We start from the raw sequence: 22,685 nt of genomic DNA, 5'->3' as shown, positions 1-22,685 counted from the left end.
GGGTTACACGTATGAAAAAGACTGTAGTAATCGACGTTGTTGGGTTGTCTTATTCGCTGATTGGCGAACACACGCCTTTTCTGAAACAGTGGTTTGCCAGTAAGCACCAGGCTACCATCGATCCGATGCTGCCAGCATTGACAACGTCGGTACAATCTACGTATGTAACGGGAAAGTGGCCCAGTGAAACCGGTATCGTTGGCAATGGCTGGTACGACCGCATCGATTCAGAAGTAAAATTCTGGAAGCAGTCCAACAAGCTTGTTGCGGGCGAAAAAATTTGGGAGCGTGCCAAAAAGATCGACCCGAATTTCACGGTGTCGAAAATGTTCTGGTGGTACAACATGTACTCTACCGCTGATTTTTCGGCGACGCCCCGCCCGCAGTACCCATCGGATGGTATCAAACTCCCTGACTGCTACACCCAGCCCGGCGACCTGCGCGACAAACTTCAAAAAGAGCTTGGCACATTTCCGCTCTTTCAGTTCTGGGGGCCACAGACAACGATAAAAAGTAGTCGCTGGATTGCCGATGCGTCGATGCTCGTCGATAAGTGGCACAATCCAACGCTGACGCTGATTTACCTGCCGCACCTGGATTACTGCGTGCAGAAATTCGGACAGGATTTCTCGAAAATAGCGAACGACCTGCGCGAAATCGATGATGTGTGCCGGGATCTGATTCAGCATTATGAGAAACAGGGCGCTGAAGTTGTCGTGCTATCGGAATACGGCATCACGAACGTCAGTCGGCCTATTCACATCAATCGGATTCTGCGCGAAGCGGGGATGATTCGCTACCGCGAAGAGCGTGGATTGGAGTTGTTTGATGCGGGTGCTTCGCCTGCCTTTGCAACGCCCGATCACCAGATTGCCCACGTCTACATCAATGATCCAAATGTGTTCGGCAAAGTGCGGTCAATCCTGGAAAACACACCGGGCGTTGAGTTGGTCCTGGACAAAGAGCAGCAGAAGGAGTACCACATCGATCACGAACGCTCCGGCGATCTGGTTGTTGTTGCTGACGCCGATAGCTGGTTTACGTATTACTATTGGCTGGACGATGCCCGCGCTCCGGACTACGCCCGGTTGGTTGCTATTCACCAGAAGCCCGGTTATGACCCCGTCGAGATGTTTATGGATCAGACCAACCCACTCATTAAATTAAAGGCGGGTTACAAATTAGGGCGTAAACTGCTTGGATTCCGCTACCTGATGAACGTGATTTCACTCGATGCTACGTTGGTCAAAGGATCGCATGGCCGCATCGGGACGGCGCGGGAACATCATCCTGTATTTGTAAGCAGTCAGAACGTGGGAAACAACCTGTCGGCGGTAGACGTTTACGATCAGCTGTGGAAAATTATGACCGCAGGCGTACTCCAAAAACAGACCCGTTGAGTTCTTGGTTATTCGGACGGAAGAACGTAAATTAAAGCTATGAAAGCTCTCGTCGCTCTTGTTCTGCTCGTCTCCGCCTGTACCTCGCACCGGCTGCCAAGCGTGAATGCTCCGGCTGATGGGGCTGAATATTACCAGCCTAATCAGCCAACGTACGCGCTTCAGTCGCGCATTTTGCCTGATCCGCACGGTGGGCTTGGTCACTCACAGGACCCTGACATTCGGGTGACGGACATTCGCCTGACGGCTACCTACACGGTGCTTTATCTTACGTACGGCAAAAGCAAAGACGACCGCTACTTTAATTACGCGGGTACCAGCGCTATTTCCTTTAATCCGAAAGCCGTTTTAGCTTCGTCGGATGGAAAACGTACGTATGCATTGTTGAAGACGGAAGGTATTCCAACGTCTCCGGAAACCGTCGAAATCAAGCAGGACGCCAAACTGTCATTTGTCTTGTATTTCGACCGGCTCGACAAAGGCGTCGAAGCGTTTGATCTGTTCGAATGCAAGAGCGATAATGAGAATTCCTGCTTTAACGTGGCCGGAATGACCGTCCGAAATCCGGTTGAATAAGGGGTGCTGCCGTTGAAATAATATCTTTTTAATCGTCACGAACATACTGCCTTTCAGTAATCAGACGTTACAACTATATTGCCGTGGTATAGTAAAGTCTGTAGTATGTCGTTTTTTGCCTTCTTCGAACGCCGTTTACGTGTATCTTCTCGTTCTGTTTTTTTTCTCTTCTGCTTCTTTCTGAGCCTCATTACGCTTGCACAGGTCACGCTCAAATACCGGATGCTGAACGGATATTTTCTAAGCAATGACGCGCCTGTCAACAAGGGGAAACCGACCCTGTTTGTATTCGACAAGGCGGATGCGTTCGAAAAAGTATTCAAGCCGGCGACTACGATGAGCAAGCGCCCCGATATGCCGAATTTCAACAGAGAAGTAGTTATCGGCATCTCAATACCGGCCACCAACAAACCGCCAAAGTTGTCCATCAGCAGGGTATTCGTCCAGGATTCGGTGATGACCGTCCGCTACATCCGGATGACAGACACAACCCTGACGAAAAATCCGTTGTCATACACCGTTCAGCCCATGCTGCTCTTGGCGGTACCTGCTCAAAAAGTGTTGAAAACACGGCTGATCGAAAATGGTAAAGTCATTCTGACGCTCAAAAAGCAGGAGGACGAGGAGTAGCCAGGATTAATTATCATTTAGCGCTTTATAGTCGTATACGGTAGTGGTTGGGTTTTAGCCTGGCCGCATCCTATCGCTGTGTCTAATTGAATCGTTATCGAGTCGATTGATACATCCTTTCTATTACTTCGGTCTGTACCCAAACATCCCGACTACAGAAATCTACATCGCATAGATACGAGTTAAAAGCCATGCACTGTTAATAAAAACTGTGCATGGCCTTTTGCTATCCTTTTGGTAAGTTACCATTCGATCTAATAGTGCTGCTGACAACGAAAGGATATTTACTAAAGTATTGTTTGTATAAAATAAGTATACCAAAATAGTTATAATTTGACCTTTTTTTACTCTTGCCTACCGCTTAATAACTAGATACTATATATGATAGATAGTTTGTTTTTATTAGTAGATAAATAGGGATACTCTATCATAAGACTATACAAGGTGCATGTCTGCTCTCGTGCCAGTTTTGTGCTGTTTACCGATCGTTACAAGCTGTTGATGACGAAGTGGTTCTGAAAATTTAGTGAAGCGAAAGATAGCTATACGGATGCGGTTTGTAATTGTTAGTTCCTGTCCTGTCGATTGGGGAGGTAGTGAAGAACTTTGGGCTCGTGCGGCCCATTTTTTGATCCAGTCGGGGCATCAGGTGCATGTTTTCAAAACGAATGTCAATCCGCATCACCCTCGTATAATTGCCTTGCGGGATGCTGGTTGCACAGTCACCGATCTGTATCAGTTGCTTCCGGTACTAAGGCGACTCCGAAACCGGCTGGTGCCGTATCGTTGGTTGAATGGGCAGGACGGAACGTTACAATTATTGAAAAAGGCTTTGCAAGTAATTCGCCCTCATCTGACGATTGTAGCGCAAGGCAATAATTTTGACGGAATCAAATTTGCCGACCTGTGCCGCCATCAGAATCTTCCTTACGTATTGATCGCGCAGAAAGCCGTTCACTGTCTGTATCCGTACGATGGCGATCGACCGATGATTCAACGGGCTTATCAATCGGCAGTGCGCTGTTTTTTTGTGTCACAACATAATGTCGAACTGACGCGCTGGCAGCTTAGCCTGCCCTTACCGAACGCCAAAGTCGTTTTTAATCCAGTCAATGTTTCTTTTGACGCCAGTGAGGTATCGTCGTTTCCCTCGTTTGCGGATGGGGTTCGGTTGGCCTGCGTCGCTCGGCTTGATATTTTTGACAAGGGGCAGGACATTTTGTTGGAGGTGCTAACGAAGCCTAAATGGCGCGCACGCCAGTGGCAGATCACGTTTTTTGGAGCCGGACCCCATCGGCAGGCCGTCGAGGAACTTACCCGCTTTCTGAATATAGCCGACCGAACGCATTTTGCCGGTCACGTACCTAATCCTGCTGTTATCTGGCAAACACACCATGCGCTGATACTACCATCGCGTAGCGAAGGCTTACCACTCGCTATGGTTGAAACGATGCTTTGCAGCCGCCCCTCGATAGTAACCAACGTTGGTGGCGTCGCCGAACTGTTAACGGATAACGAGACGGGATTCCTGGCAGCCACGCCTACCGCAGACGCTATTGATGATGCGCTCGAACGGGCCTGGCAACGATTGGCCGACTGGCCCCAGATGGGCGCTCGGGCGCGACAATATGCACTCGATCGGGTGCCGGCCGATGCCATCGAGCAATTTGGCCATCAACTTCTTCAGCTGGTTAACCACACCGAACCGGCTCCTAATCTTGTTCTCCAATGAGTCAGCCGCTTGTATCGATTATTATTCCTACTTATAACCGAGGACACCTCATTGAAAGAGCACTGCGTAGTGTACGCGCGCAAACCTATTCGCCCTGGCAAATTATTGTTATTGACGATGGGTCAGCAGATGGTACAAAAGAGCGGTTGGCCGACATTGACGACATCGAATACTATTACCAGCCTAACCAGGGACAGGCCGCTGCCCGCACCCAGGGTCTTCAGTACTGCCGGGGCGAATACATAGCCTCGCTCGATTCCGATGATGAGTGGCACCCTGATTTTCTGGCCAACGGTATGGCGATGTTGCAGAAACATCAGCTGGACTTTGTATTTGCGAGTTGGCGAACCAGCAACGATTGCACCGGCTATGCGCACAATCTGCTATTACCCGAACAGCGTAAACGGTTCTGTACCCAAACAGATAATGGATGGTGGCTGCTGAGTCCCAGCCAGAACCGGCGCATAATGATCGAAAACTGTCCATCCCCGTCGTCTTCGCTGATCATTCGTCGGAGTTCGTTTCCGGGTTCGTGGAATCGACAGATGCGCATTGCCGACGACTGGTGTATGCTCCTGGATATGGTGATCAACCGTCCCTGCCGCTCAGCGTTTATGCCGATACCGCACTGGACGAAGCATATTCATGAAACAAACATCTGGGACTGCCGTGATCACACCCTTATAATTCCCGACGTTGGCTTTCACGATGAGCAGGTCCTGCTGAATCGCTTCAAACATCAGTTGACTCCGGTCGAGAAACGCATTTTTCGTCGGCGGTTGGCTATGCATCACTTTACCTTCGCTTACTTTAGCTGGAAAAAATCGGTAGCCTCTTCGGTCGTTTTGCGTCACTTAGGCATTGCTTTTCAACTGGCCCCGTACCGGGTTAGTCAGGAGCTGGCGGTCTGGAGCCGGGAGCATCTTCAGAAGCGATTAAGTTTCAAGCCCCTTGCGCTCACTAACGAAGCAGACGATGGCGCAGATGCCCCGCAATGTGATACGCGTTCCGGAGGGAATCGGACAGGTGACTACCAAAGAGAAGTAAGTGTAGCACCAGTACCGCCATATCGACGGGATAGCGGGCGCTCTGAGTCAGTAGAATTGCCAGCGGATAGTACGTAATATAGTACTCGTTCAGCATGATACGCTGGTTAGGCGCTAGTACATATAGACGGACGTTCCATAGCTTCCGGCGCATGAACTCCTGAATTACGTGCAGAGCCAAAGCGATTAGGGCCGCTGGATTAGCCAGTAAAATCAGTAGTACGGCAAAGGCCGTTACTTCAACCGGAAAAATAACCCATTGACCCAGTCGTTGAGCGGTAACTTCACCAACGTGCGTAACAAAGGTGTTGATACCCGCCTGTCGGTCGGCTACCACGTCACTGAGTACATGCCAGAGAATGTTGCGAATGCCACAGGCCAGCGACCAGACGCCGATGGCCCACCACCAGCCGTCCGGGACCGTGTGGCCTACCCAGTGACTGATCAAAGCTACTGTGAATAGCTGAGGGAACAGATGCGCACCCGCTGCGTCGGCCAGCACACCGGCAAAACTTCGGGTTTTTAACCGGAACGGAGGAATCGAATACAGCGAATAAGCGATCCACGCACCCGAGTACCAAAGACTGACCGCCGGAGCAATGGTCCAGAAGTAACACCCGAATGCCAGTCCTGTTGCCAGACAGAGGCCCAGGGCTGACCAGACAAACGAGGTAGACTTATCGGCCAGGCGGTTGCTTTTGCCAGCGGCCCGGTCGATGGCCCGGTCGGTCCAGTCGTTGATCAGGCTGACGTAAACGGCGCCAACGGTCAGGGCCAGCAGCAGAATCAGCAGACACGGCAGCAACGACCAAAGTGAGGTACCGGTCAGATACGTAGTGGCGTAAGCGGTAGCCAGCAGGGGCGAAAACTTGTAGCCCCACCATTCTCTGGCGCGAACCAATACGTTTATCTGCGCACCCATGCGACGAAGAGACGATACGAAAGGCTGACCCATTGACGCCGATTCGAAATGTTAACCGAATGTGAATAGAAGTAAACAGCTTGTAATTTACAACCAATGACCGAAACTATTTACTCAGCGCATTCGCCCTTGCTGACACCCCGCCGTTTTTTGGGCGAAATCAAAGCCGATATGCGCATTGTGTATCACGTCGGCTGGCAGTTATTCGTCCGTAACCTGAAAGTCCAGGTACGTCAGAATCTGCTCGGATACGTTTGGATGGTGTTGCCTCCGCTGGTTACGGGACTGGTCTGGATGTATTTAGGTCAGGCGAAAGTACTGAAAGGACTAACGTCGTCGGTTCCCTACCCGGTTTTCGTGCTGACGGGGTTGTTTCTCTGGCAGGGCTTTGTAGAGGCTCTCAACTGCCCCCTGCAACAGCTCCAGCAGGCCCGTTCAACCATTTCGAAAGTACGGGTTCCTCACGAAGCGTTTGTTGTGGCCGGGCTGGGGGCTGTGCTGTTCAATAGTTCGGTTCGGATGCTGATACTGCTCATCGTGCTGATTGCTTTCCAGATGCCCTGGCACGCGACCATGCTATTGGCCCCACTAGGACTCGCCGTACTGGTTATTTTCGGATTGGGATTGGGCTATTTGCTGGCACCGATCGGTTTGCTTTATGCCGACATTGCTAATGCCTTGCCGGTTGTCATTAATCTATGGTTCCTGATAACACCCATCGTGTATAGTCCCCCAGCATCAATGGCATCGATCATTGCCTGGAATCCGGTAACGCCACTGCTCACGACCACCCGCGATTGGTTATTGATGGGGGTAATTCAACCCTCGACCGGGTTTACACTAGTTGCTCTCGGATCATGTTTACTTTTGTTGGCGAGTTGGTTGCTCTATCGATTGGCCCGTCCGCACCTGATTGTTCGTTTGTAAATTCTTTCGCCGAGAATCAGGTTTTTACTATTAGATTAGTCAATGAATACCGTACCTATACTCTCCGTCGATAATCTTTCTAAAAAGTTTAGTACATCATTTCGCCGGTCGCTTTGGTACGGCGTGAAAGATGTTGCCAAGGATCTTACTCCTTACAGACGCCCTAAAACCCAAGACAACGGACACCTTCGTAAAACGGAGTTTTGGGGCTTGCAAAACATCTCCTTTAATCTACACAAAGGGGAGTCGCTGGCGATTGTTGGCGACAACGGGGCCGGAAAAAGTACGCTTCTGAAAATACTGAACGGCCTGATAAAGCCCGACCGGGGACAGGTTCGGATTCGTGGTAATGTCGGGGCACTTATTGAACTGGGGATCGGATTGGACCCTGTTTTGTCGGGCCGCGAAAACATCTACGTGCGGGCCGCTCTGTTGGGCCTCTCTAAACGGCAAGTGGACCCGCTGATCGAGCAGATTATAGATTTCACGGGACTAGGCGACGCTATTCATATGCCCGTACAGTTCTACAGTTCAGGCATGACGGCTCGCCTGGCTTATGCCGTAGCGGCTCATCTAAACCCGGATATTTTGTTGGTTGACGAGGTTCTAGCAGTGGGCGATCTGGATTTTCAGCGTAAGTGCCTTAAGCATATGCAGAGCTACCTATCGGCGGGGGGCTCTATCATTCTCGTATCACACGTACCGTATCATATTCAGGCGGTTTGTCAGCGCGGCCTTTTGCTTGAAAAAGGGCAGGTCCAATTTTCCGGTACCGCGACAGAAACGCTAGATCACTATTTTTCCCAGCAACACCAACATGTAGCCTCAACAGGAGAAGAGACGCAGGCAGCGCTTAGCTCCGACCGTCCGATTGCTATTCGTAGTTTGACTATGCAGGTGATGAGTTCGGCGTCGGCGGTAATTCAGCCCGGTAGCGAAATAAAGGTAACGCTTGCGTATCAGTCGCTGATACCGTTCGAAAACTTAGGATGGACCTTTTTTATATGGACTGGCGATGGGGCAACGTGCATCACAGGGGCCATTCCAGCAACGCCCATAGCCTTAAAAGCAGGGCAACACGAAATAGCATGCCGATTGCCAAGGTTACCCTTGACCGCAGGTAGTTATCTGTTAAAGGCTGCTATTTTTGAGTTTAATTCGTTACAGGTCCTAGCCCATCTGGGTTGGGAAAATCCACCAGTTCGGTTGCTGGTAGAAGAAGGAGCTAGTATGACAAAGAATATGCAGTCAATGGCCCAGCAGCTGGTTACTATCGATGTAGAATGGATCGATTGAATCAAATAGCGTTGTCGCGGCTCAATCAGGTCGAGCAAGCTGTCGAGCGGGGTATTGATTATCTACGTCATCATCAGCATCCCAATGGAGAATTCTGCTGCTATAGAGCGCTCGACAGACGGATGCAGGAACAGTGCACACCCGATAGCGTAGCCGCGCCAACGGCAATCATTGCCAATACACTGCTGGGGCTGAATGATCATCCTAAAGTCAGTGCCGTGCTTGTGCGTGCCGTTTCTTTCTTGGATTATCAGATGATGCGGGGTGGAGCTTGCAATTACTACACGCTTCGGAATCCTTTATTCCCGCTTTGTCCACCCGATGTTGACAGTACCGTTCACGTCGGCGCTTTGTTCGATGCACTAAACGTTGATTATCCACGGGCCGATATGCGGTCATTACTACTGTTAAATCAGGGTGACAACGGAGCGCTATACACCTGGTTGATACTGCGCCCCCGCCCGACGCTTAACCGGCTGTACTGGCGCACGGGCTTACGGATCGTCAAACGTCCGTTTGACAGTCTGCTTTTCTGGAAAAAACAAGGGTATCGGCGTACGGACGTTGGTAAAGTTATCAATGCCAATGCCTTGTATTATCTGGGTCTTAGCGAAGCCACGCAACCCATGCTGGACTATTTGGTGAAGCTTGTTCATACCAAGCAGGAAACAGCGTCCGATAGCTGGTACCGTAGCCCAATCACGTTCTACTACGCGCTGGGACGCCTTATTGACAAGGGCGTTCGGCAACTGGAGAATGTACGACCTGTCGTACTAGAACGCCTGTTAAGCCATCAACAACCGGACGGATTGTTCGGGGAGAGTCCGCTGGAAACAGCACAGGCACTCAGTGCGCTGATCTACTGGCAGGGAAACCCAATGGTCATCGAACGAACCGCGACGGTGCTACTGGCACAACAGGCTAAACAGGGCGAATGGTCGAGAACTGTTCTCTTAGGCCGGGAGCCCGGTAAAACGGCTGGCTGGGGATCGGAAGAATTAACGACGGGCTTTTGCCTAGAAGCTCTGACTTCTTATCGGAATTGGCTAAAAAAGCGGGAGACAGGCAAGTTAAGTTATACACCTATCGCGTAACAAACTATGAATCAGCTCGGTCAGTTAGAAGCGGCAATAAACAAGGGTGTGCAGTACTTGGAGCAACACCAGTACCCAAACGGTGAGTTTTGCTGCTACATTGCCGCCGACGAGCCTATGCAAGGTTGGTGCATTACGGATAGCACCGTTTTTGCCACAATGGTAGTCGCTTCCTGTCTGCTGCCCCTCAATGAACGCCCGGAGGTCGATGCCATGATCACCCGCGCTACTGACTATATCGCCGGACAGATGCACCGGGGTGGGGTGTGGCCCGTATTTTCTGAGCGTCATCCCTGGCATCACATGGTTCCTTACGACGCCGACAGCTTGGCTTATGCGTCGGCCTTACTGGAAGCGCGTGGGGTACGCTGTCTTGAGGAAAGCAACGTACCGCTTCTACTGGCTAACCGGAGTCAACAGGGGTTATTTTACACCTGGTTTATTTTGCGTCCGCGCTGGCATACCAACCGAACGCACTGGCGGCTAGCCATCAAAGAAATAAGCCAACCGATTACCAGTTTTTTCTTCTGGCGGGCCAACGAGTGTACCCGAGCTGACATTGATCTGGGTATCAATACCAACATCGTCTACTACCTGGGCGAGACCGAGCAGACCCGGCCCGTAATCGCAGCGCTGATCCAGACCATTGCGGAAGGGCGGGAAGGCAACTGCGATAAATGGTACCGCAATCCGTATAACATGTATTATCTGCTGTCGCGCGCCTACAAGCGGGGAGTCGTCAGTCTTGAACCCGTTATCCAGCCCATCGTCGAACGCATCGTAGCTGGTGTGCAACCCGACGGGCGAATAGGGAAATCGGTATTGGACACCGCATTTGCCATCAGTACGTTGCTCAATTTTGGGGCCGATGTGCCGCCGTTGACCAACGCTGTTTCGTATTTAATTGCAAAGCAGGGAGAAGCTGGCGAATGGCCTCGCTGGTTGTTCTACTACGGCGGTCCTAAACTCTTGCAGGGCTGGGGTTCTGAAGAACTGACGACGGGCTTCTGTCTGGAAGCACTGGCTGGTTATCGCCAAAAAAAGCAGTTGCTGGCTTAGACCATAACGCTTAGGCTTAAAGCAAGGTGATGGTACGAATCATCTTCCGGGGCTTCCGGGGCATAATTTTAAAATCCCGAAACATCACCTCCAAACCGTTCGACACTTTCAGCGTGTAGTTGCCAACGGCCAATTCCATCAGGTTTAAACTGTATCGGCGTACGGTGTCCATCGGAGCCATCGTCTGATCAAACAGTAACGTACCTTTTTGATCGATAAGGTGTATGTGCAACTGCCCGCCGGGTTGCTTGTTGATGTTGACTCGTAACCGGCTGCTGTCTGCCGAAACGTACGCGCTTAGCTGATAGCGGGCCAGCCTGGTTGGTGGGATGTGTTGGGCTGTGGCTATAGAAACAAAGATCATGAGCGTCAACAGGTTCATGATGAACCCAAAAGCGAAGAGTCTTGAGAAAGGTTTCATCGTTTCGAGATTGAAAAAGAGGTTCACAATTGATTGTATGCAGGCAAGCCAAAGACGAGTAAGCAGCGAAATAATTTGGCGGATTGGTTTGAACGGCTCACCAAACCCATGAGTGGTAAAGCGCGGAATTATTGACGGATAAACTGGTAGTTTCTTTACTTTTTTGCTTTTGTAAACGTATGGCTGTCGATGTCCACCGGTGTTGTTTCGTCAGGAACGATGATACACGAAGCGCGGACAGTATATACAGTCTGAAAACTCGGTTTCGGCCGGCTGAACCCTCAACATAGCATGCATAGTTTCAACATTAACCGTCGCCGTTTTTTGCAGGGAACTACCGCTTCCCTTGCTCTTTCAACGTTTGGAGCCAGAGGCATGGACCTGATCAATCCTACCAAAACGCTCCGGGTAGGTTTGATTGGAACGGGTTGGTACGGGAAAAGTGATTTGTTTCGGCTGATTCAGGTAGCCCCCGTTGAGGTGGTGGCGCTTTGTGATGTCGATAAAAACATGATGGCGGGAGCCGCCAAACTTGTAAGCCAGCGTCAGAAATCGGGTAAAACGCCCCGTATGTATGGCGATTACCGCAAAATGTTGGCGGACAATCAACTGGATATCGTCTTGATCGGGACGCCCGACCACTGGCACGCCCTGCAAACCATCGACGCGGTAAAAGCTGGTGCGCACGTGTACGTGCAGAAGCCGATCAGCGTCGATGTAATCGAAGGCGAAGCGATGGTAGCAGCCGCCCGGAAGTACAACCGGGTGGTACAGGTAGGTACGCAGCGCAAAAGTACGCCACACCTGATTGACGCAAAGAAAAACATCGTTGATGCCGGATTGCTGGGTAAAGTCTCGCACGTAGATATGTGCTGTTACTTTCACATGCGGAACAATGGCAATCCACCGGTACAGGCCGTTCCCGATTTTCTGGACTACGAAATGTGGACAGGACCCGCACCGATGCGCCCGTACGACGGTTTGCCCCATGTTCGCTGGTGGCGCACGTTTATGGAGTACGGCAATGGCATTACCGGCGATATGTGCGTCCATATGTTCGACACGGTGCGCTGGATGCTGAACCTGGGATGGCCAAACCGGATCAGTTCAAGCGGTGGTATTTACGTCCAGAAAGAAGGCAAATCCAACATCTCCGATACCCAATCAGCCCTGTTTGAATACGACGGTCTCAACTGCGCCTGGCAGCACCGAACCTGGGGTACAGCCGCTAACCCCGACTATCCCTGGTCGCTGACGTTGTACGGTGACAAAGGAACCTTGTGGGCTAGTACCATGGCGTACGATTTCATTCCCGATGGAAAAGGTGAGAAGATTCATAAGGACGTAGTCTACGAAAAGGAAAAATACCCCGAAGACGTCACGGAGCCAACTGAACCCAAGATTGAGTTGAATGCCGCTCCGGCTACGCGTCTGCACATGCTTAATTTCCTGGATGCGATCGATAAAGGTGGCCGCCCGATAGCTGATATTGAGCAAGGCCACATTTCGACGGCTAGCTGCATCCTGGCTAATATGTCGATGAAAACTGGACGGCCCATAGTCTACGATCCGCAAAAGCGAGAAATCGTCGGCGACCGCGAAGCGAATGCACTGCTCCAGCGACCTTATCGGCAGCCCTGGGTGCATCCGGACCCGAACAAAGTGTAATGAAACAAGAACGGGTAACTGGTGTAGTTACCCGTTCTTGTTTCATTACTGAGCCAGCAGAAGCTTAGTTGTGCTGTTGAAGCATCCAACGGTAAATGGATTTGTCTTCGTAGAGGTATTGAATAGTGTGGCCTTCGTTTTTGAGCCGGGTAAATTTTACGTTTCCTCTACATTGTTCCAAGCTTCTGACCAATCGTTCGGTTTCGTCAATGGGAATCAGATCGTCGGCTGTTCCGTGGAAGGTCCAGATGGGTATGTTCTTAATGTTGCAAACCTGCGTTGAGTCATCGCAGCCACCGCATAACGGTACAACAGCCGCAAACTTATCCGGATAGGCTACCGCAGTCTGCCAGGCCCCGTACCCACCCATGCTGATACCGGTTAAGTAGACTCGCTTTGGATCGATTCGGTATTTTGTCGTTAGGTCCGCGTAGAGTGGTTCAAACCAGTTATCGGTTGACCAGAACTTATCGTTGGGGCACTGTGGTGACGCAATGATAAAAGGAAAATCCTGGCCCTTGCTGACCAGAGAAGGCGGGCCATAGACGTTCAGTTTGGTTAAGTCGTTGCCCCGCTGTGAACCACCATGAAGGTAAATGACCAACGGATAAGCCGTTTTGGTAGCCGAATAGCCTTTGGGTAGATAAAGCTGGTACTTGTAGTCCGCTTTAATCTTACCTGTTGACGCTGGCTGCGCATAGCCGTTCAGACTAAACAGGAGTAGGGTAAGGCAATAAAACGTGGAAAACAGACTGGTGGACATCCTTGGGCGTATCAAGTCGCAAAGATTGACAAATTCTCTTAGCCGTTTTCTGCTTTCACAATGACTTTCTGCTGGCGGTTCAATCACCTAACAGACGTAAGCTTATTGAGCCGTGATCTGATCACTGACGCGGACGAACGTTATGGGGAAGACCAAACGGAAGGTCGTGCCGACATTGACCGTGCTATCGACTTCGATGGTTGCTCCCAACTTGTCGGTTAACGCTTTGACAATGGATAACCCCAAACCTGACGATCCTTCATTGTTGGTTGGTTGAGCGGATAAACGCTGAAACCGTTTGAACAATTTAGTGCGGTCCTGGTCGGAGATGCCGGGACCTTCATCTCTGACCGAGATTGTCAGCTGATCATCCCGCATATCTGTTTCGACGTATATGTTTCGTCCGAAGGGAGAAAACTTCAGGGCATTACTGACCAGGTTGTCAAGAATACGAACCAGTGATTCTGGATCGGTATGCAACAGAACGGGCTGCTCTACACGGCGGGTGTGCAACGTAATCTCCTTCTGGTAAGCCTGCGCCGAAAACCCTTCGACGATCACACTAATTAAATCGTCAAGCTCGACATCTTCCATCTGGACCGGAAGGTTCGACGAAATAAGCTTGTTGAAGTAAACGATACTGTCGATGAGGTTTAGCCCACGCTTAATGGTCTTCTGGCCGTATTCGATGTTTTCGTTTTGCTCTTCGTTCAACGGCCCATGCATGGGCAGGAAATTGAAAATAAAACTGAGCGTGGCCAATGGCGATTTTAAATCGTGGGCGATGACACTGATCAGATTCTCGATTTCGCGGTTAGCCTCCGAAAGCTGCTGATTTTTCTGATACAGTTCGGTTACATCGTTGAACAGCCAGATCCGCCCTTTGAAGTAAGGGGAGAAAATAGGTCTGGTCAGAATCGACAGAATCTTGTCCGAGAAAATCCAAAGCCATTCTTTAATGCTAAAATTCGAATCGCGAATAAACTCAGCGGCTGTGTGGTTGATCGCATCCAGGTTGAGAGCCTGATTGCGAAGTTTCAACATGCCAATGGACAAGCTCGCCGGTGAGGGACGGAGATCACCTTGCTCAAGATCCAGTAATTCAATGGCTGCCTGATTTACCCAGCTCGTTTCGTCTTCTTCATTAACAAGGACAATCGCCTGGGGCACAATACCAAAGATGAATCGATATTGCTGTTCGAGGGCAATGCGCTGAAGCGACAAACTCGTAATCAGAATTTTGTCGCTGAATCGGTACAGGACATCCTCGACATCCTCAGCAGGTAAATCGTTTGGTTCGGTCCAGACAATCAACGCCCAGCCTTTGACCGAATAATTGTTCAGGCGGAAACCCGCCACCTGCCTGTAGCCGCCTAGTAGCGCCTTCAGGGCCCGGCGGGGGGTGAAATCACTTTCCAGAAAGAAACAAGTCTCGCGGGTTAAATCAATAAGCTGCGCAGGATTGAAAGACGCCGAATTTATTTTTGACGAGCCCGTGAATTGCACAGTCGCTGTCCACTCGTCTCGTTCCTGGAGAATGAAACAATCATCGGCGCCGAGGAAAGCAAGCGTTTCGGCTATATAGGCTTCGACAAGTTTCGGACCGATTTCAGTTGCTTCAATAGCCCGAAAACGTCTCTCAAGTACCTTAAAATCCATCGATGTAAGTGGTCAACCGATCCAGTCACTACTCTATAAGCAAATTGATGGTAGACGGAGCAAAGTATTGTTCTGACAGAAAAGTCTAGTTCAGAAATAGTTTGATTTTCTGTACAACTTTGTCGGGATCACTGATGTGGGGTAAGTGTCCTTCACCATCGATCAACGATAATCTCGCATTAGGCATATACTTTTCCAGGTAGTAGCTTACATCAATCGGAACGGCAACGTCATCTTTGTTCTGAAGCAATAAGGTTGGGTGCATTAACTTAGTAATGTCTGACCGATGATCGGAGTAAAAAATAACCTTTGCAATACAGAGCGCTACATCAGGGCGCATAGCAGATAACGTTTTTGCAAATGCCGCAGCGTATTGCGGTCGATCTGGATTTGCCATAATCATGGGCGCAAAACCACTGGCCCAAGCATGGAAATTACTTTCCATTTGGGCGAAAAGCGCTTCCAGAACCTCTGTATTAAAGCCACCAATATAATTTTCCTGATCAACATAACAGGGGGAGGCATTTAATAAAACAAGTTTCGAGAACCAGGTTGGCTCCTGTATAGCGGCAAGTGTTCCGCTCATGCCACCCGCCGAATGACCGATAAAAACCACGTCTCGCAGTTCTAATTCATCGAAGATGTCCAATATGTCATCCGCAAATGAGTATAGCTGCTTGTATTTACGCGGATTAAAATGAGGGGCGGTTATTTCGTTCGCTCCAACGTAGTCGAACAATACGACTCGGTGTGTATCAAAAAAGGCTGGCGCAACACCATTCCACGCTGTTTGATCGGTACCAAAACCATGAGCGAATACCAATGTCTTATCTGCCTGCTGGTTGCCAAGCAAACGCACATTATTCCTTACAAGTACAGACATGCTCAGTTGTAAAAAATGTTACCAGATTGATTATTACATTTATAACGGGTTAATTATATTAACATCAAGTCAAATATATAAAAAAGGGTTCAATCACACATCATATATATTCGTTAAGTAACTATGAATAGTTTGCGTCTTTTGAGAAATCAATTATGTGGTCTATAACCTATGTGATAACAGACATATGTTTTCACTAGTAAGCAAAAAGACAACTATTTCAGGAGTTGTCTGATTTTCTACCGTGTAAAGCCAAGAAAACGGTGTAGGGTGTGGCGACGCGAGTTAAAAGCACACGTACAAAAAAGGGTGGTGGTTTCTCGCTTGTCCTACACCAGAGAGTGAGCGTTTACCAAAGCCTTTGCATAGGCTAGCTTTACACCTTGCTTTCTGGATACACTTTTTTGTGTTGCGCAACCAGTATAGCGTACTGTTCTGGGGTCAATATCGACTTGTACTGATGAACTTTCTCCGTCTCTACTGCTACGGCCAGCACACGTAGCTTCTGGTTATTCATACCGGTTCGTTTCAGCGCTTTTACGCCTTCATTGAATTTCACCGTCGCATCGGTTATGACCTGCTTCGCTTTAGGTAGCTGCTGATCGGTAAGTTTAAGCCGTTGCTTGTCGGCTTTCAGAACCGATTTAATGATCATGCCGATGGTTGCTCCATTGTTGAGAAACACGAATTTCTGGTTTTCAACCGATTGATTTTGAGCAAACGTCTGGGTGAATAAACCAAGCAGAAGTGCGGTGACGATACAGATAATTTTCATTGTTATTGAGTCAAAGCGGTTGCGGTATATGCCGTGCTAAGATAAGCAGAGTCAGTCGTTTCTGCTCGGTGTTGTTCGTTATAAACGAAATGGGGCTGTATTTAACAGCCCCGTTTATCAAATTAAACTCCTTGTGTCTTCACCGTTGGCGAAGCGGTTTGATCGACAATTGTTTCTTTGGGTGGCCGCTGGCTCCAGTAAGTTGCCAACAATGAACCGGTTGTATTCATGATCGGGCCGAAAAGAGCGGGAGCGAGGCCAACTGTTGCAACTTTACCCATCTGAACGGCAATACCCGACGCCAGACCCCCATTTTGCAGGCCAACTTCAATGGCGACCGTGCGGCAGCTTTGTTCATCCATGCCAAACAGTCGAGCCGCCCAATAACCTAATGTAAAGCCGGTAAGGTTGTGAATCAGTACGCACAGCGCCAGCGTCCAGCCGACGGTCAGCAGGCTATCGCGTCCCGCAGCCGTAATGATCGCCACGATCAGCACAATCCCCACCATCGATACCAACGGCATCACGCGGTTGATCATCGTCGCCGATTTATGAAAAATACGATTCAAAATCAGCCCAACGATTACGGGTAGAATGACAATTTCGGTGATGTGAATCATCATGTCCCAGAGCGAGATCTCAATAAACTGTCCGGCCAGTAATTTCATGAGCGCGGGCATCAGAAACGGAGCCAGCAAGGTTGCCAGTGTGGTGATGGTAATCGACAGCGGCACGTTCGCCTTGGCAATAAAACACATCACGTTCGACGCCAGCCCACTCGGCGAACACCCGATTAGTACAACACCGGCTGCGATTTCGGGCGGAAAGCTAAACACATTGGCCAGTGTAAAACCGAGCAGCGGCATAATGAGAAAATGACACGCTACACCAATAAAAACCGCTCGTGGTTGCTGAATGACACTTTCGAAATCTTTGATCGACATGGTTGTCCCCATACCCAGCATGATGATTTGCAGCAAGGGAACAATCAACTTTTTCAACGGAAACCCATTCAGTTCGGTAAATGGCCCCGGAAAGGTCATTGCCACAATAACAGCCACAATAATCGTTGCGGTGTAAATGAGATTGCGGTACGACGAGCGCTCGTTCGTTTCGGCTTTCATAGGAGTAACTAAAGTGGACTAGCCGGCTGGCGGCCATGTCCGAGCGAGGAGTTAGTTATGATTTAGGATGGCTCTGGCTGAACGGATCGCTCAGCTAGGATAAAAAGCCGATTCTTAACCCAAGCTACTCAAAACGCCTTCTTTCAGCGAGTACGTCGATGTTCGAATCTGAGAGATCGCATAGGTCTTTAGCACGTAGTCAATTAAGCAAACGGCCACGACAATCATATCAACGCGCAGTTCGATCATGCCCGGAATCTGCATACGTTCGGCATGATTGCGGGTAACAAGTAGTTCGTAAGCGCGGTAAAACTCCTCGACGGGTAAGGTAAAGGCGCTTTGTTTAGGATCGGGTAAACGGCCTTGCTCGTGCATGAACCACATATCGACCAGCGTATCGAACGACCCCGACGAGCCAACTAGTACTGCCGGGTGATACTGGTGAATGGCGTTGGCAAGCGGTAGTAACTGCTCCTGAAAATAATCGTGTAGTCGGCGGATGCTGGCCGGGCCAATCGGGTCGCTCGTCATAAAGCGTTCGCGCAGCCGTTGGCCACCGATTTCGAAGCTTTGTTTCCAGAAGATGCGCTCTTGATTGCCCAAAATAAATTCTACGCTTCCTCCGCCAATGTCAATAACCAGCGCCGTCGTGTTATCCAGAGAACCGGCAGCACGGACGCCTTTGTAAATGTATTCGGCTTCCTGATCACCCGAAATAACCTGTATCCGAATACCGGTTTCCTGCTCGACCCGGCGGATAAACTCCTGTTGATTGCGGGCAACCCGAATCGCACTCGTACCTGTGGCGATGACCTGTTCGGGAGCAACGCGGTGTTCATCGAGTACGTGCCGGAAATACGTTAGTACGGTCAATGCCCGCCCGATTCCTTCTTCGGTAATGATCCCCTGGTTGATTCCGGCCTGCCCGATTTTGGCCGGACGGCTTTCGCGGAACAGCGTTTTATAACCGGTATCGTTTTTTTCGACGATCAGCAGATGAAATGTATTGGTACCTAAGTCGATAATGGCTTGTTTCATAGTCGCAAAACTATTATCTTTGCCGTCCGGTTTTAGCTAAAATACAATATTACAACATGCTTATCATTAACGTAAAAGACAACGAGTCGATTGACAAGGCCCTCAAACGCTTCAAAAAGAAATTTGAGAAGACGGGCGTGTTACGGCAGTTGCGGTCGCGGACGGCTTTCCAAAAACCGTCGGTAAAGCGTCGCACCGAGATCATCAAAGCCGCTTACAAAGAAAGAATGTACGGCAATCACACCGAGCAATAGGGCAACAGCCCGGTATTGACCGGATGTGTAGGTTGGTCGCAATTACTGAATGCGCAGTCAGTGATTGTTAGTTGCTAACATAGACACAGGAGCAGCAAGCAGGAATGTTTGCTGCTTTTTTGTTGCTTTGCCAAACCATGATTTAGCTAAATTGCATGCCTAACGTGAGTAGATTTGGCCGATAAAATCAGGTAGTCGAATAGACGCTTCATCTGACTATTTTTATGAATCAAGTAAATCCCAGTTCAGACGATTTTCTTCAGTACATCCGTTACGAGAAGCGGCTGAGTCTCCATACGCTGACCGCTTACGCGAAGGACATGGAGCAATTCAGTACGTTTCTACTGGCGGAATGCAACGTCGAACGACCCGAACAGGCTGATTATCGGCACATTCGATCCTGGATTGTAAGTCTAGTTGAAGGGGAACTGGATAAATCGTCGGTAAACCGAAAAATCGCTACGCTTCGGTGCTACTACGGATTTCTGTTACGGCGAAAAGTGATCACGCTCGACCCAATGACAAAGGTGCAGGCACTGAAAGCCAGCAAGCGAATTCCGGTCTACGTAGAAGAAAAACCGATGGAAACGCTGCTGAGCGACGTTGACTTTGCAAACACCTTTGAAGGAATACGAGACAAATTAGTGCTTGAATTGCTGTATGGTACAGGAATCCGGCTAAGCGAACTGACAGGTCTCAAAACGACGGATGTAAATCTGTATGAGCGAACGATCACCGTGCTCGGCAAACGCAATAAGCATCGGATTATACCGCTCACCCAGCCCTTGTTCGAACTGATTCGTCACTATAGTTTGCTCAAGGAAGAAACGTTTGGCGGAGCGGTTGATACTATTTATCTAATTGTCAGCGAAAAAGGAATTGCGGCCTACCCGATGCTTATCCAGCGAATTGTTAAGCGGCATCTGGATCTGGTAACCACCCTCGAAAAGAAAAGTCCACACGTTCTCAGGCATTCGTTTGCCACGCATCTGCTTAATCGGGGGGCCGATCTTAACGCCATCAAAGATCTGTTAGGGCACAGTAGTCTGGCCGCTACCCAGATTTACACGCATACCAGCCTGGAACAACTCAAAAAGACGTATGATCAGGCGCACCCGAAAGCCAAGTAACGCTATGAATATTCTGCAAATGAGTGAAACGCTGTTCTACCTGATTGAGCAGCAAGCGAATTCTGAAAAGGCAATCAATTACCTGCGGCAACAGGTCGATTTATTACAGGGTGGAACCGGACCGTCAGGTCTACACATACCCGTATTTTACCGAGTCTTTACCGCGTTACCTCGCTTTGTTGGAAAGCAACCCATCGAAGTGCCCGCTGATCTCACCTTTGCATTGGAACAACTACGACCTGGGTTCACCGTATCGGGTTGGACGCTGGATCGACTGGCGCGGGTTTGGTGGCTGCTTCAACTGCCCGCCGACGATGAATCGCTATACGTAAAAACAATCACCGAGTTGTTTAAAGCTGGTGAGCTTAACGAGCTTGTGGCGTTGTATTCTGCATTGCCTATTCTGGCTTATCCGGACGCCTGGCGGTTTCAGGCAACGGAAGGTATCCGCAATAACATTGCCGATGTGCAATCGGCGATCATGCTGCATAATCCGTACCCCGCCGATCATTTTGACGAAGCGGCCTGGAATCAACTGATTTTAAAAGCCTTTTTCACCGATAAAGATGTTACGCAGATTATTGGGTTGAATGAGCGCAAAAACGCCCGACTCGCGCATACGCTGGCTGACTATGCTGCCGAGCGCAGGGCTGCCGGGCGTAGTTTGCCCCCTCATATCGAGTTGTTAACGGATTAGCCTTGCCAATTGCGGGATCAATCCGACTGTAACCCGCTAATACCACCGATAGGAAATACCCACTGACAGCATCAATGAGGGGCTACTATTCTGTAATTGATCGTAGTTGAAAAACACGTTCTGGTATTGCGCCTGAATTTCCGCCCCAAGTCCCTGTTCGCGTCGACCATAATATTTCAAACCGATAGCTGGCGCGATGGCTCCTTTGAAGCCAGTCTTTTGATCGGATAGTACCCCGAAAAAATTGGTGTAATTAACAAAGGCACCACCACCCGCGAATTGTACGTAAGGGCGTATAGCGGCTGCATTGTCGGCGAAGTAATACGAAACCGAAGCCATTGCCGGAATAATGGACAACGTCCGGGTTTGAACCGCCGAAATATCCTGAACCGTATTTCCCGACGTATAGCTAATCACTTGTCGGCCAAGCCGCTGCTGCGTGTACTGATAACCGCTTTTTAAGCCCAGCGAAAACCGCTGCGGAAATAACCATTCGCCTTCCAGCGCAAAATTGGCTGGCGAAATACGGTCGATGTAGCCTTTCTGACCACCCATTGGCAGTGATACACCGTAGCGGGCTGCAATGTTAAACGTTACGTATTGCTGATAGGGGGATGGAAACGCTTGAGCGTACTCATCCCGGTTTACTTGTGCCCAGCTTACTGTCGATAACGACAGCAGGGCAACGAATGCTAAGATCGATTTCATGATTGCTTATCGGGCTGCCTGTAAATAAGGCGATTGGTTGAAAATAGCGGTTGTGGCCGCATCGACATCTTGCTGAGTACTAATGTCCGAACCACGTACGGTGGCGTCAAAAATGACATTGAGCTGCTGTTGTGTACCGGTGCTGGCTGCTGGACGGTTTTTTAGATCGACAACCTGAATTTCCCAGTATTGATCGGCTACCTGATAGGTGTAGTAGCTTGGGTAGTACGGACTATAACCGCCAAAACCACCAAGTCCGCCAAAACCATAGCCACCGCCCCAGTAGCCACCATAATAGCCGTAGGGATCGACACCAACGCCGGTGTACAGGTTGCTAACCCGGATGATGGCAACGCCCACATCGGCAGTCTGGCCCCGGTTGACCCGCTGGAATCCCCGACTAGTCATGGCATTGGCGACGTTCGCTACAAAACGGCTTTCCAGCGGACCCAGCGAAGGCTGATACCCGGTGTTCGATTCGATCACGACCGAGTCGGGCAGGCTGAACGTTTTATACTGATTAAAATTGACGGATCGGTCGTAATTGGTGATGTACACCGGCTGATCGGCAGGGCTCAGATTGTTAACTGCATTCTCATTACAGGCTACCAAGCCGGTGCCGAGCGCCAGTAACAGAATGAAGTAGATGCCCCATTTCCCTTTTCTTAGCTGTTGAAGCGTTGTCATAATTGTATTTGTTGATTAAATCAATCTTCGGATAAACCGGCGTCTGACGATGACGCGTATGTATAACGAAAATTGGGTTACTGATTATTAAACGAACGGGGAAATGTAGAGTTTTCTAAAAAATGATTAAAATGAGAATAAAAAACATGTGAGATGAAGCCGTATTTTTTGTGGAACTTTGCTTACTAATCGGGGA

Annotated in this window: 22 protein-coding genes and 1 pseudogene; 13 read left to right on the top strand and 10 right to left on the bottom strand. The window is 49.6% G+C overall.

Annotated elements, in window-relative coordinates; translation table 11 throughout:
• Nucleotides 1-11: 11 nt before the first annotated feature.
• From LQ777_RS20730 to LQ777_RS20710, 5 genes and pseudogenes are all read left to right on the top strand, one after another.
• Complete coding sequence (locus LQ777_RS20730; protein WP_232559848.1) at nucleotides 12-1,400, top strand: alkaline phosphatase family protein; 1,389 nt, start codon at nucleotides 12-14, stop codon at nucleotides 1,398-1,400.
• Between the two features lie 39 nt (nucleotides 1,401-1,439).
• Complete coding sequence (locus LQ777_RS20725; protein WP_232559847.1) at nucleotides 1,440-1,976, top strand: hypothetical protein; 537 nt, start codon at nucleotides 1,440-1,442, stop codon at nucleotides 1,974-1,976.
• 105 nt (nucleotides 1,977-2,081) lie between these two features.
• Complete coding sequence (locus LQ777_RS20720) at nucleotides 2,082-2,606, top strand: hypothetical protein (RefSeq protein WP_232559846.1); 525 nt, start codon at nucleotides 2,082-2,084, stop codon at nucleotides 2,604-2,606.
• A gap of 550 nt (nucleotides 2,607-3,156) precedes the next feature.
• Nucleotides 3,157-4,338 (top strand): glycosyltransferase family 4 protein, encoded by a 1,182-nt coding sequence (locus tag LQ777_RS20715; RefSeq protein WP_232559845.1) that lies wholly within the window; start codon nucleotides 3,157-3,159, stop codon nucleotides 4,336-4,338.
• Nucleotides 4,335-4,685 (top strand): annotated as a pseudogene (locus tag LQ777_RS20710) (glycosyltransferase family 2 protein); the annotation flags it as partial. The gene LQ777_RS20715 and the pseudogene LQ777_RS20710, both read left to right, overlap by 4 nt.
• 613 nt (nucleotides 4,686-5,298) lie before the next feature.
• Here the strand turns inward: LQ777_RS20710 and LQ777_RS20705 are convergent.
• A complete protein-coding gene (locus LQ777_RS20705; protein ID WP_232559844.1) occupies nucleotides 5,299-6,339 on the bottom strand; it encodes a UbiA family prenyltransferase in 1,041 nt (346 codons plus the stop codon).
• A 63-nt stretch (nucleotides 6,340-6,402) separates the two neighbouring features.
• On the opposite strand from LQ777_RS20705, the gene LQ777_RS20700 reads away from it, so the two are divergent.
• From LQ777_RS20700 to LQ777_RS20685, 4 genes are read left to right on the top strand one after another with little or no spacing between them, the layout of a single operon-like run.
• Nucleotides 6,403-7,233, top strand: coding sequence for an ABC transporter permease (locus LQ777_RS20700; RefSeq protein ID WP_232559843.1), 831 nt, complete (start codon nucleotides 6,403-6,405; stop codon nucleotides 7,231-7,233).
• A gap of 42 nt (nucleotides 7,234-7,275) precedes the next feature.
• Complete coding sequence (locus tag LQ777_RS20695; protein ID WP_232559842.1) at nucleotides 7,276-8,529, top strand: ABC transporter ATP-binding protein; 1,254 nt, start codon at nucleotides 7,276-7,278, stop codon at nucleotides 8,527-8,529.
• The gene (locus LQ777_RS20690; protein WP_232559841.1) at nucleotides 8,517-9,623 is read left to right on the top strand and encodes a prenyltransferase/squalene oxidase repeat-containing protein; all 1,107 of its coding nucleotides are present in this window, start codon (nucleotides 8,517-8,519) and stop codon (nucleotides 9,621-9,623) included. Before LQ777_RS20695 ends, LQ777_RS20690 begins: the two co-directional genes overlap by 13 nt.
• 6 nt (nucleotides 9,624-9,629) lie before the next feature.
• Nucleotides 9,630-10,682, top strand: a complete 1,053-nt coding sequence (locus LQ777_RS20685; protein WP_232559840.1) for a prenyltransferase/squalene oxidase repeat-containing protein — start codon at nucleotides 9,630-9,632, stop codon at nucleotides 10,680-10,682.
• Between the two features lie 16 nt (nucleotides 10,683-10,698).
• On the opposite strand, the gene LQ777_RS20680 is transcribed toward LQ777_RS20685, so the two are convergent.
• A complete protein-coding gene (locus LQ777_RS20680; RefSeq protein ID WP_232559839.1) occupies nucleotides 10,699-11,103 on the bottom strand; it encodes a hypothetical protein in 405 nt (134 codons plus the stop codon).
• Between the two features lie 291 nt (nucleotides 11,104-11,394).
• Between LQ777_RS20680 and LQ777_RS20675 the strand changes: the two genes are divergently transcribed.
• On the top strand, nucleotides 11,395-12,771 hold the full coding sequence (locus LQ777_RS20675; RefSeq protein WP_232559838.1) for a Gfo/Idh/MocA family protein: 1,377 nt from the start codon (nucleotides 11,395-11,397) through the stop codon (nucleotides 12,769-12,771).
• Nucleotides 12,772-12,835: 64 nt separating this feature from the next.
• On the opposite strand, the gene LQ777_RS20670 is transcribed toward LQ777_RS20675, so the two are convergent.
• The 6 genes from LQ777_RS20670 to LQ777_RS20645 form a co-directional block, all read right to left on the bottom strand.
• On the bottom strand, nucleotides 12,836-13,534 hold the full coding sequence (locus LQ777_RS20670) for a carboxylesterase family protein (RefSeq protein WP_232559837.1): 699 nt from the start codon (nucleotides 13,532-13,534) through the stop codon (nucleotides 12,836-12,838).
• A gap of 102 nt (nucleotides 13,535-13,636) precedes the next feature.
• Entirely contained in the window at nucleotides 13,637-15,193 is a 1,557-nt protein-coding gene (locus LQ777_RS20665) for a sensor histidine kinase (protein WP_232559836.1), read from the bottom strand.
• 85 nt (nucleotides 15,194-15,278) lie between these two features.
• Nucleotides 15,279-16,076 (bottom strand): alpha/beta fold hydrolase, encoded by a 798-nt coding sequence (locus LQ777_RS20660; protein WP_232559835.1) that lies wholly within the window; start codon nucleotides 16,074-16,076, stop codon nucleotides 15,279-15,281.
• A gap of 376 nt (nucleotides 16,077-16,452) precedes the next feature.
• Entirely contained in the window at nucleotides 16,453-16,851 is a 399-nt protein-coding gene (locus LQ777_RS20655; protein WP_232559834.1) for a hypothetical protein, read from the bottom strand.
• A gap of 122 nt (nucleotides 16,852-16,973) precedes the next feature.
• Nucleotides 16,974-17,975 (bottom strand): bile acid:sodium symporter family protein, encoded by a 1,002-nt coding sequence (locus LQ777_RS20650; RefSeq protein ID WP_232559833.1) that lies wholly within the window; start codon nucleotides 17,973-17,975, stop codon nucleotides 16,974-16,976.
• A gap of 114 nt (nucleotides 17,976-18,089) precedes the next feature.
• Nucleotides 18,090-19,013: a Ppx/GppA phosphatase family protein gene (locus LQ777_RS20645; protein ID WP_232559832.1), complete on the bottom strand. Its 924-nt coding sequence runs from the start codon at nucleotides 19,011-19,013 to the stop codon at nucleotides 18,090-18,092.
• 56 nt (nucleotides 19,014-19,069) lie between these two features.
• Between LQ777_RS20645 and rpsU the strand changes: the two genes are divergently transcribed.
• From rpsU to LQ777_RS20630, 3 genes are all read left to right on the top strand, one after another.
• Nucleotides 19,070-19,267 (top strand): 30S ribosomal protein S21, encoded by a 198-nt coding sequence (gene rpsU, locus LQ777_RS20640; RefSeq protein WP_012924721.1) that lies wholly within the window; start codon nucleotides 19,070-19,072, stop codon nucleotides 19,265-19,267.
• A 224-nt stretch (nucleotides 19,268-19,491) separates the two neighbouring features.
• The gene (locus tag LQ777_RS20635; RefSeq protein ID WP_232559831.1) at nucleotides 19,492-20,397 is read left to right on the top strand and encodes a tyrosine-type recombinase/integrase; all 906 of its coding nucleotides are present in this window, start codon (nucleotides 19,492-19,494) and stop codon (nucleotides 20,395-20,397) included.
• A 4-nt stretch (nucleotides 20,398-20,401) separates the two neighbouring features.
• A complete protein-coding gene (locus tag LQ777_RS20630; protein WP_232559830.1) occupies nucleotides 20,402-21,094 on the top strand; it encodes an EboA domain-containing protein in 693 nt (230 codons plus the stop codon).
• 36 nt (nucleotides 21,095-21,130) lie between these two features.
• Here the strand turns inward: LQ777_RS20630 and LQ777_RS20625 are convergent, their stop codons facing one another.
• Together LQ777_RS20625 and LQ777_RS20620 are read right to left on the bottom strand one after the other, a co-directional pair.
• Nucleotides 21,131-21,802, bottom strand: a complete 672-nt coding sequence (locus LQ777_RS20625; RefSeq protein ID WP_232559829.1) for a porin family protein — start codon at nucleotides 21,800-21,802, stop codon at nucleotides 21,131-21,133.
• Between the two features lie 6 nt (nucleotides 21,803-21,808).
• Nucleotides 21,809-22,489: a DUF4136 domain-containing protein gene (locus LQ777_RS20620; RefSeq protein ID WP_232559828.1), complete on the bottom strand. Its 681-nt coding sequence runs from the start codon at nucleotides 22,487-22,489 to the stop codon at nucleotides 21,809-21,811.
• Nucleotides 22,490-22,685 lie beyond the last annotated feature (196 nt).

Origin of the sequence: Spirosoma oryzicola, assembly GCF_021233055.1 — a bacterium.
Lineage (GTDB): Bacteria > Bacteroidota > Bacteroidia > Cytophagales > Spirosomataceae > Spirosoma > Spirosoma oryzicola.
The sequence above is the reverse complement of the archived record's forward strand: the minus strand, read 5'-3'. Positions and strand labels throughout refer to the sequence as shown.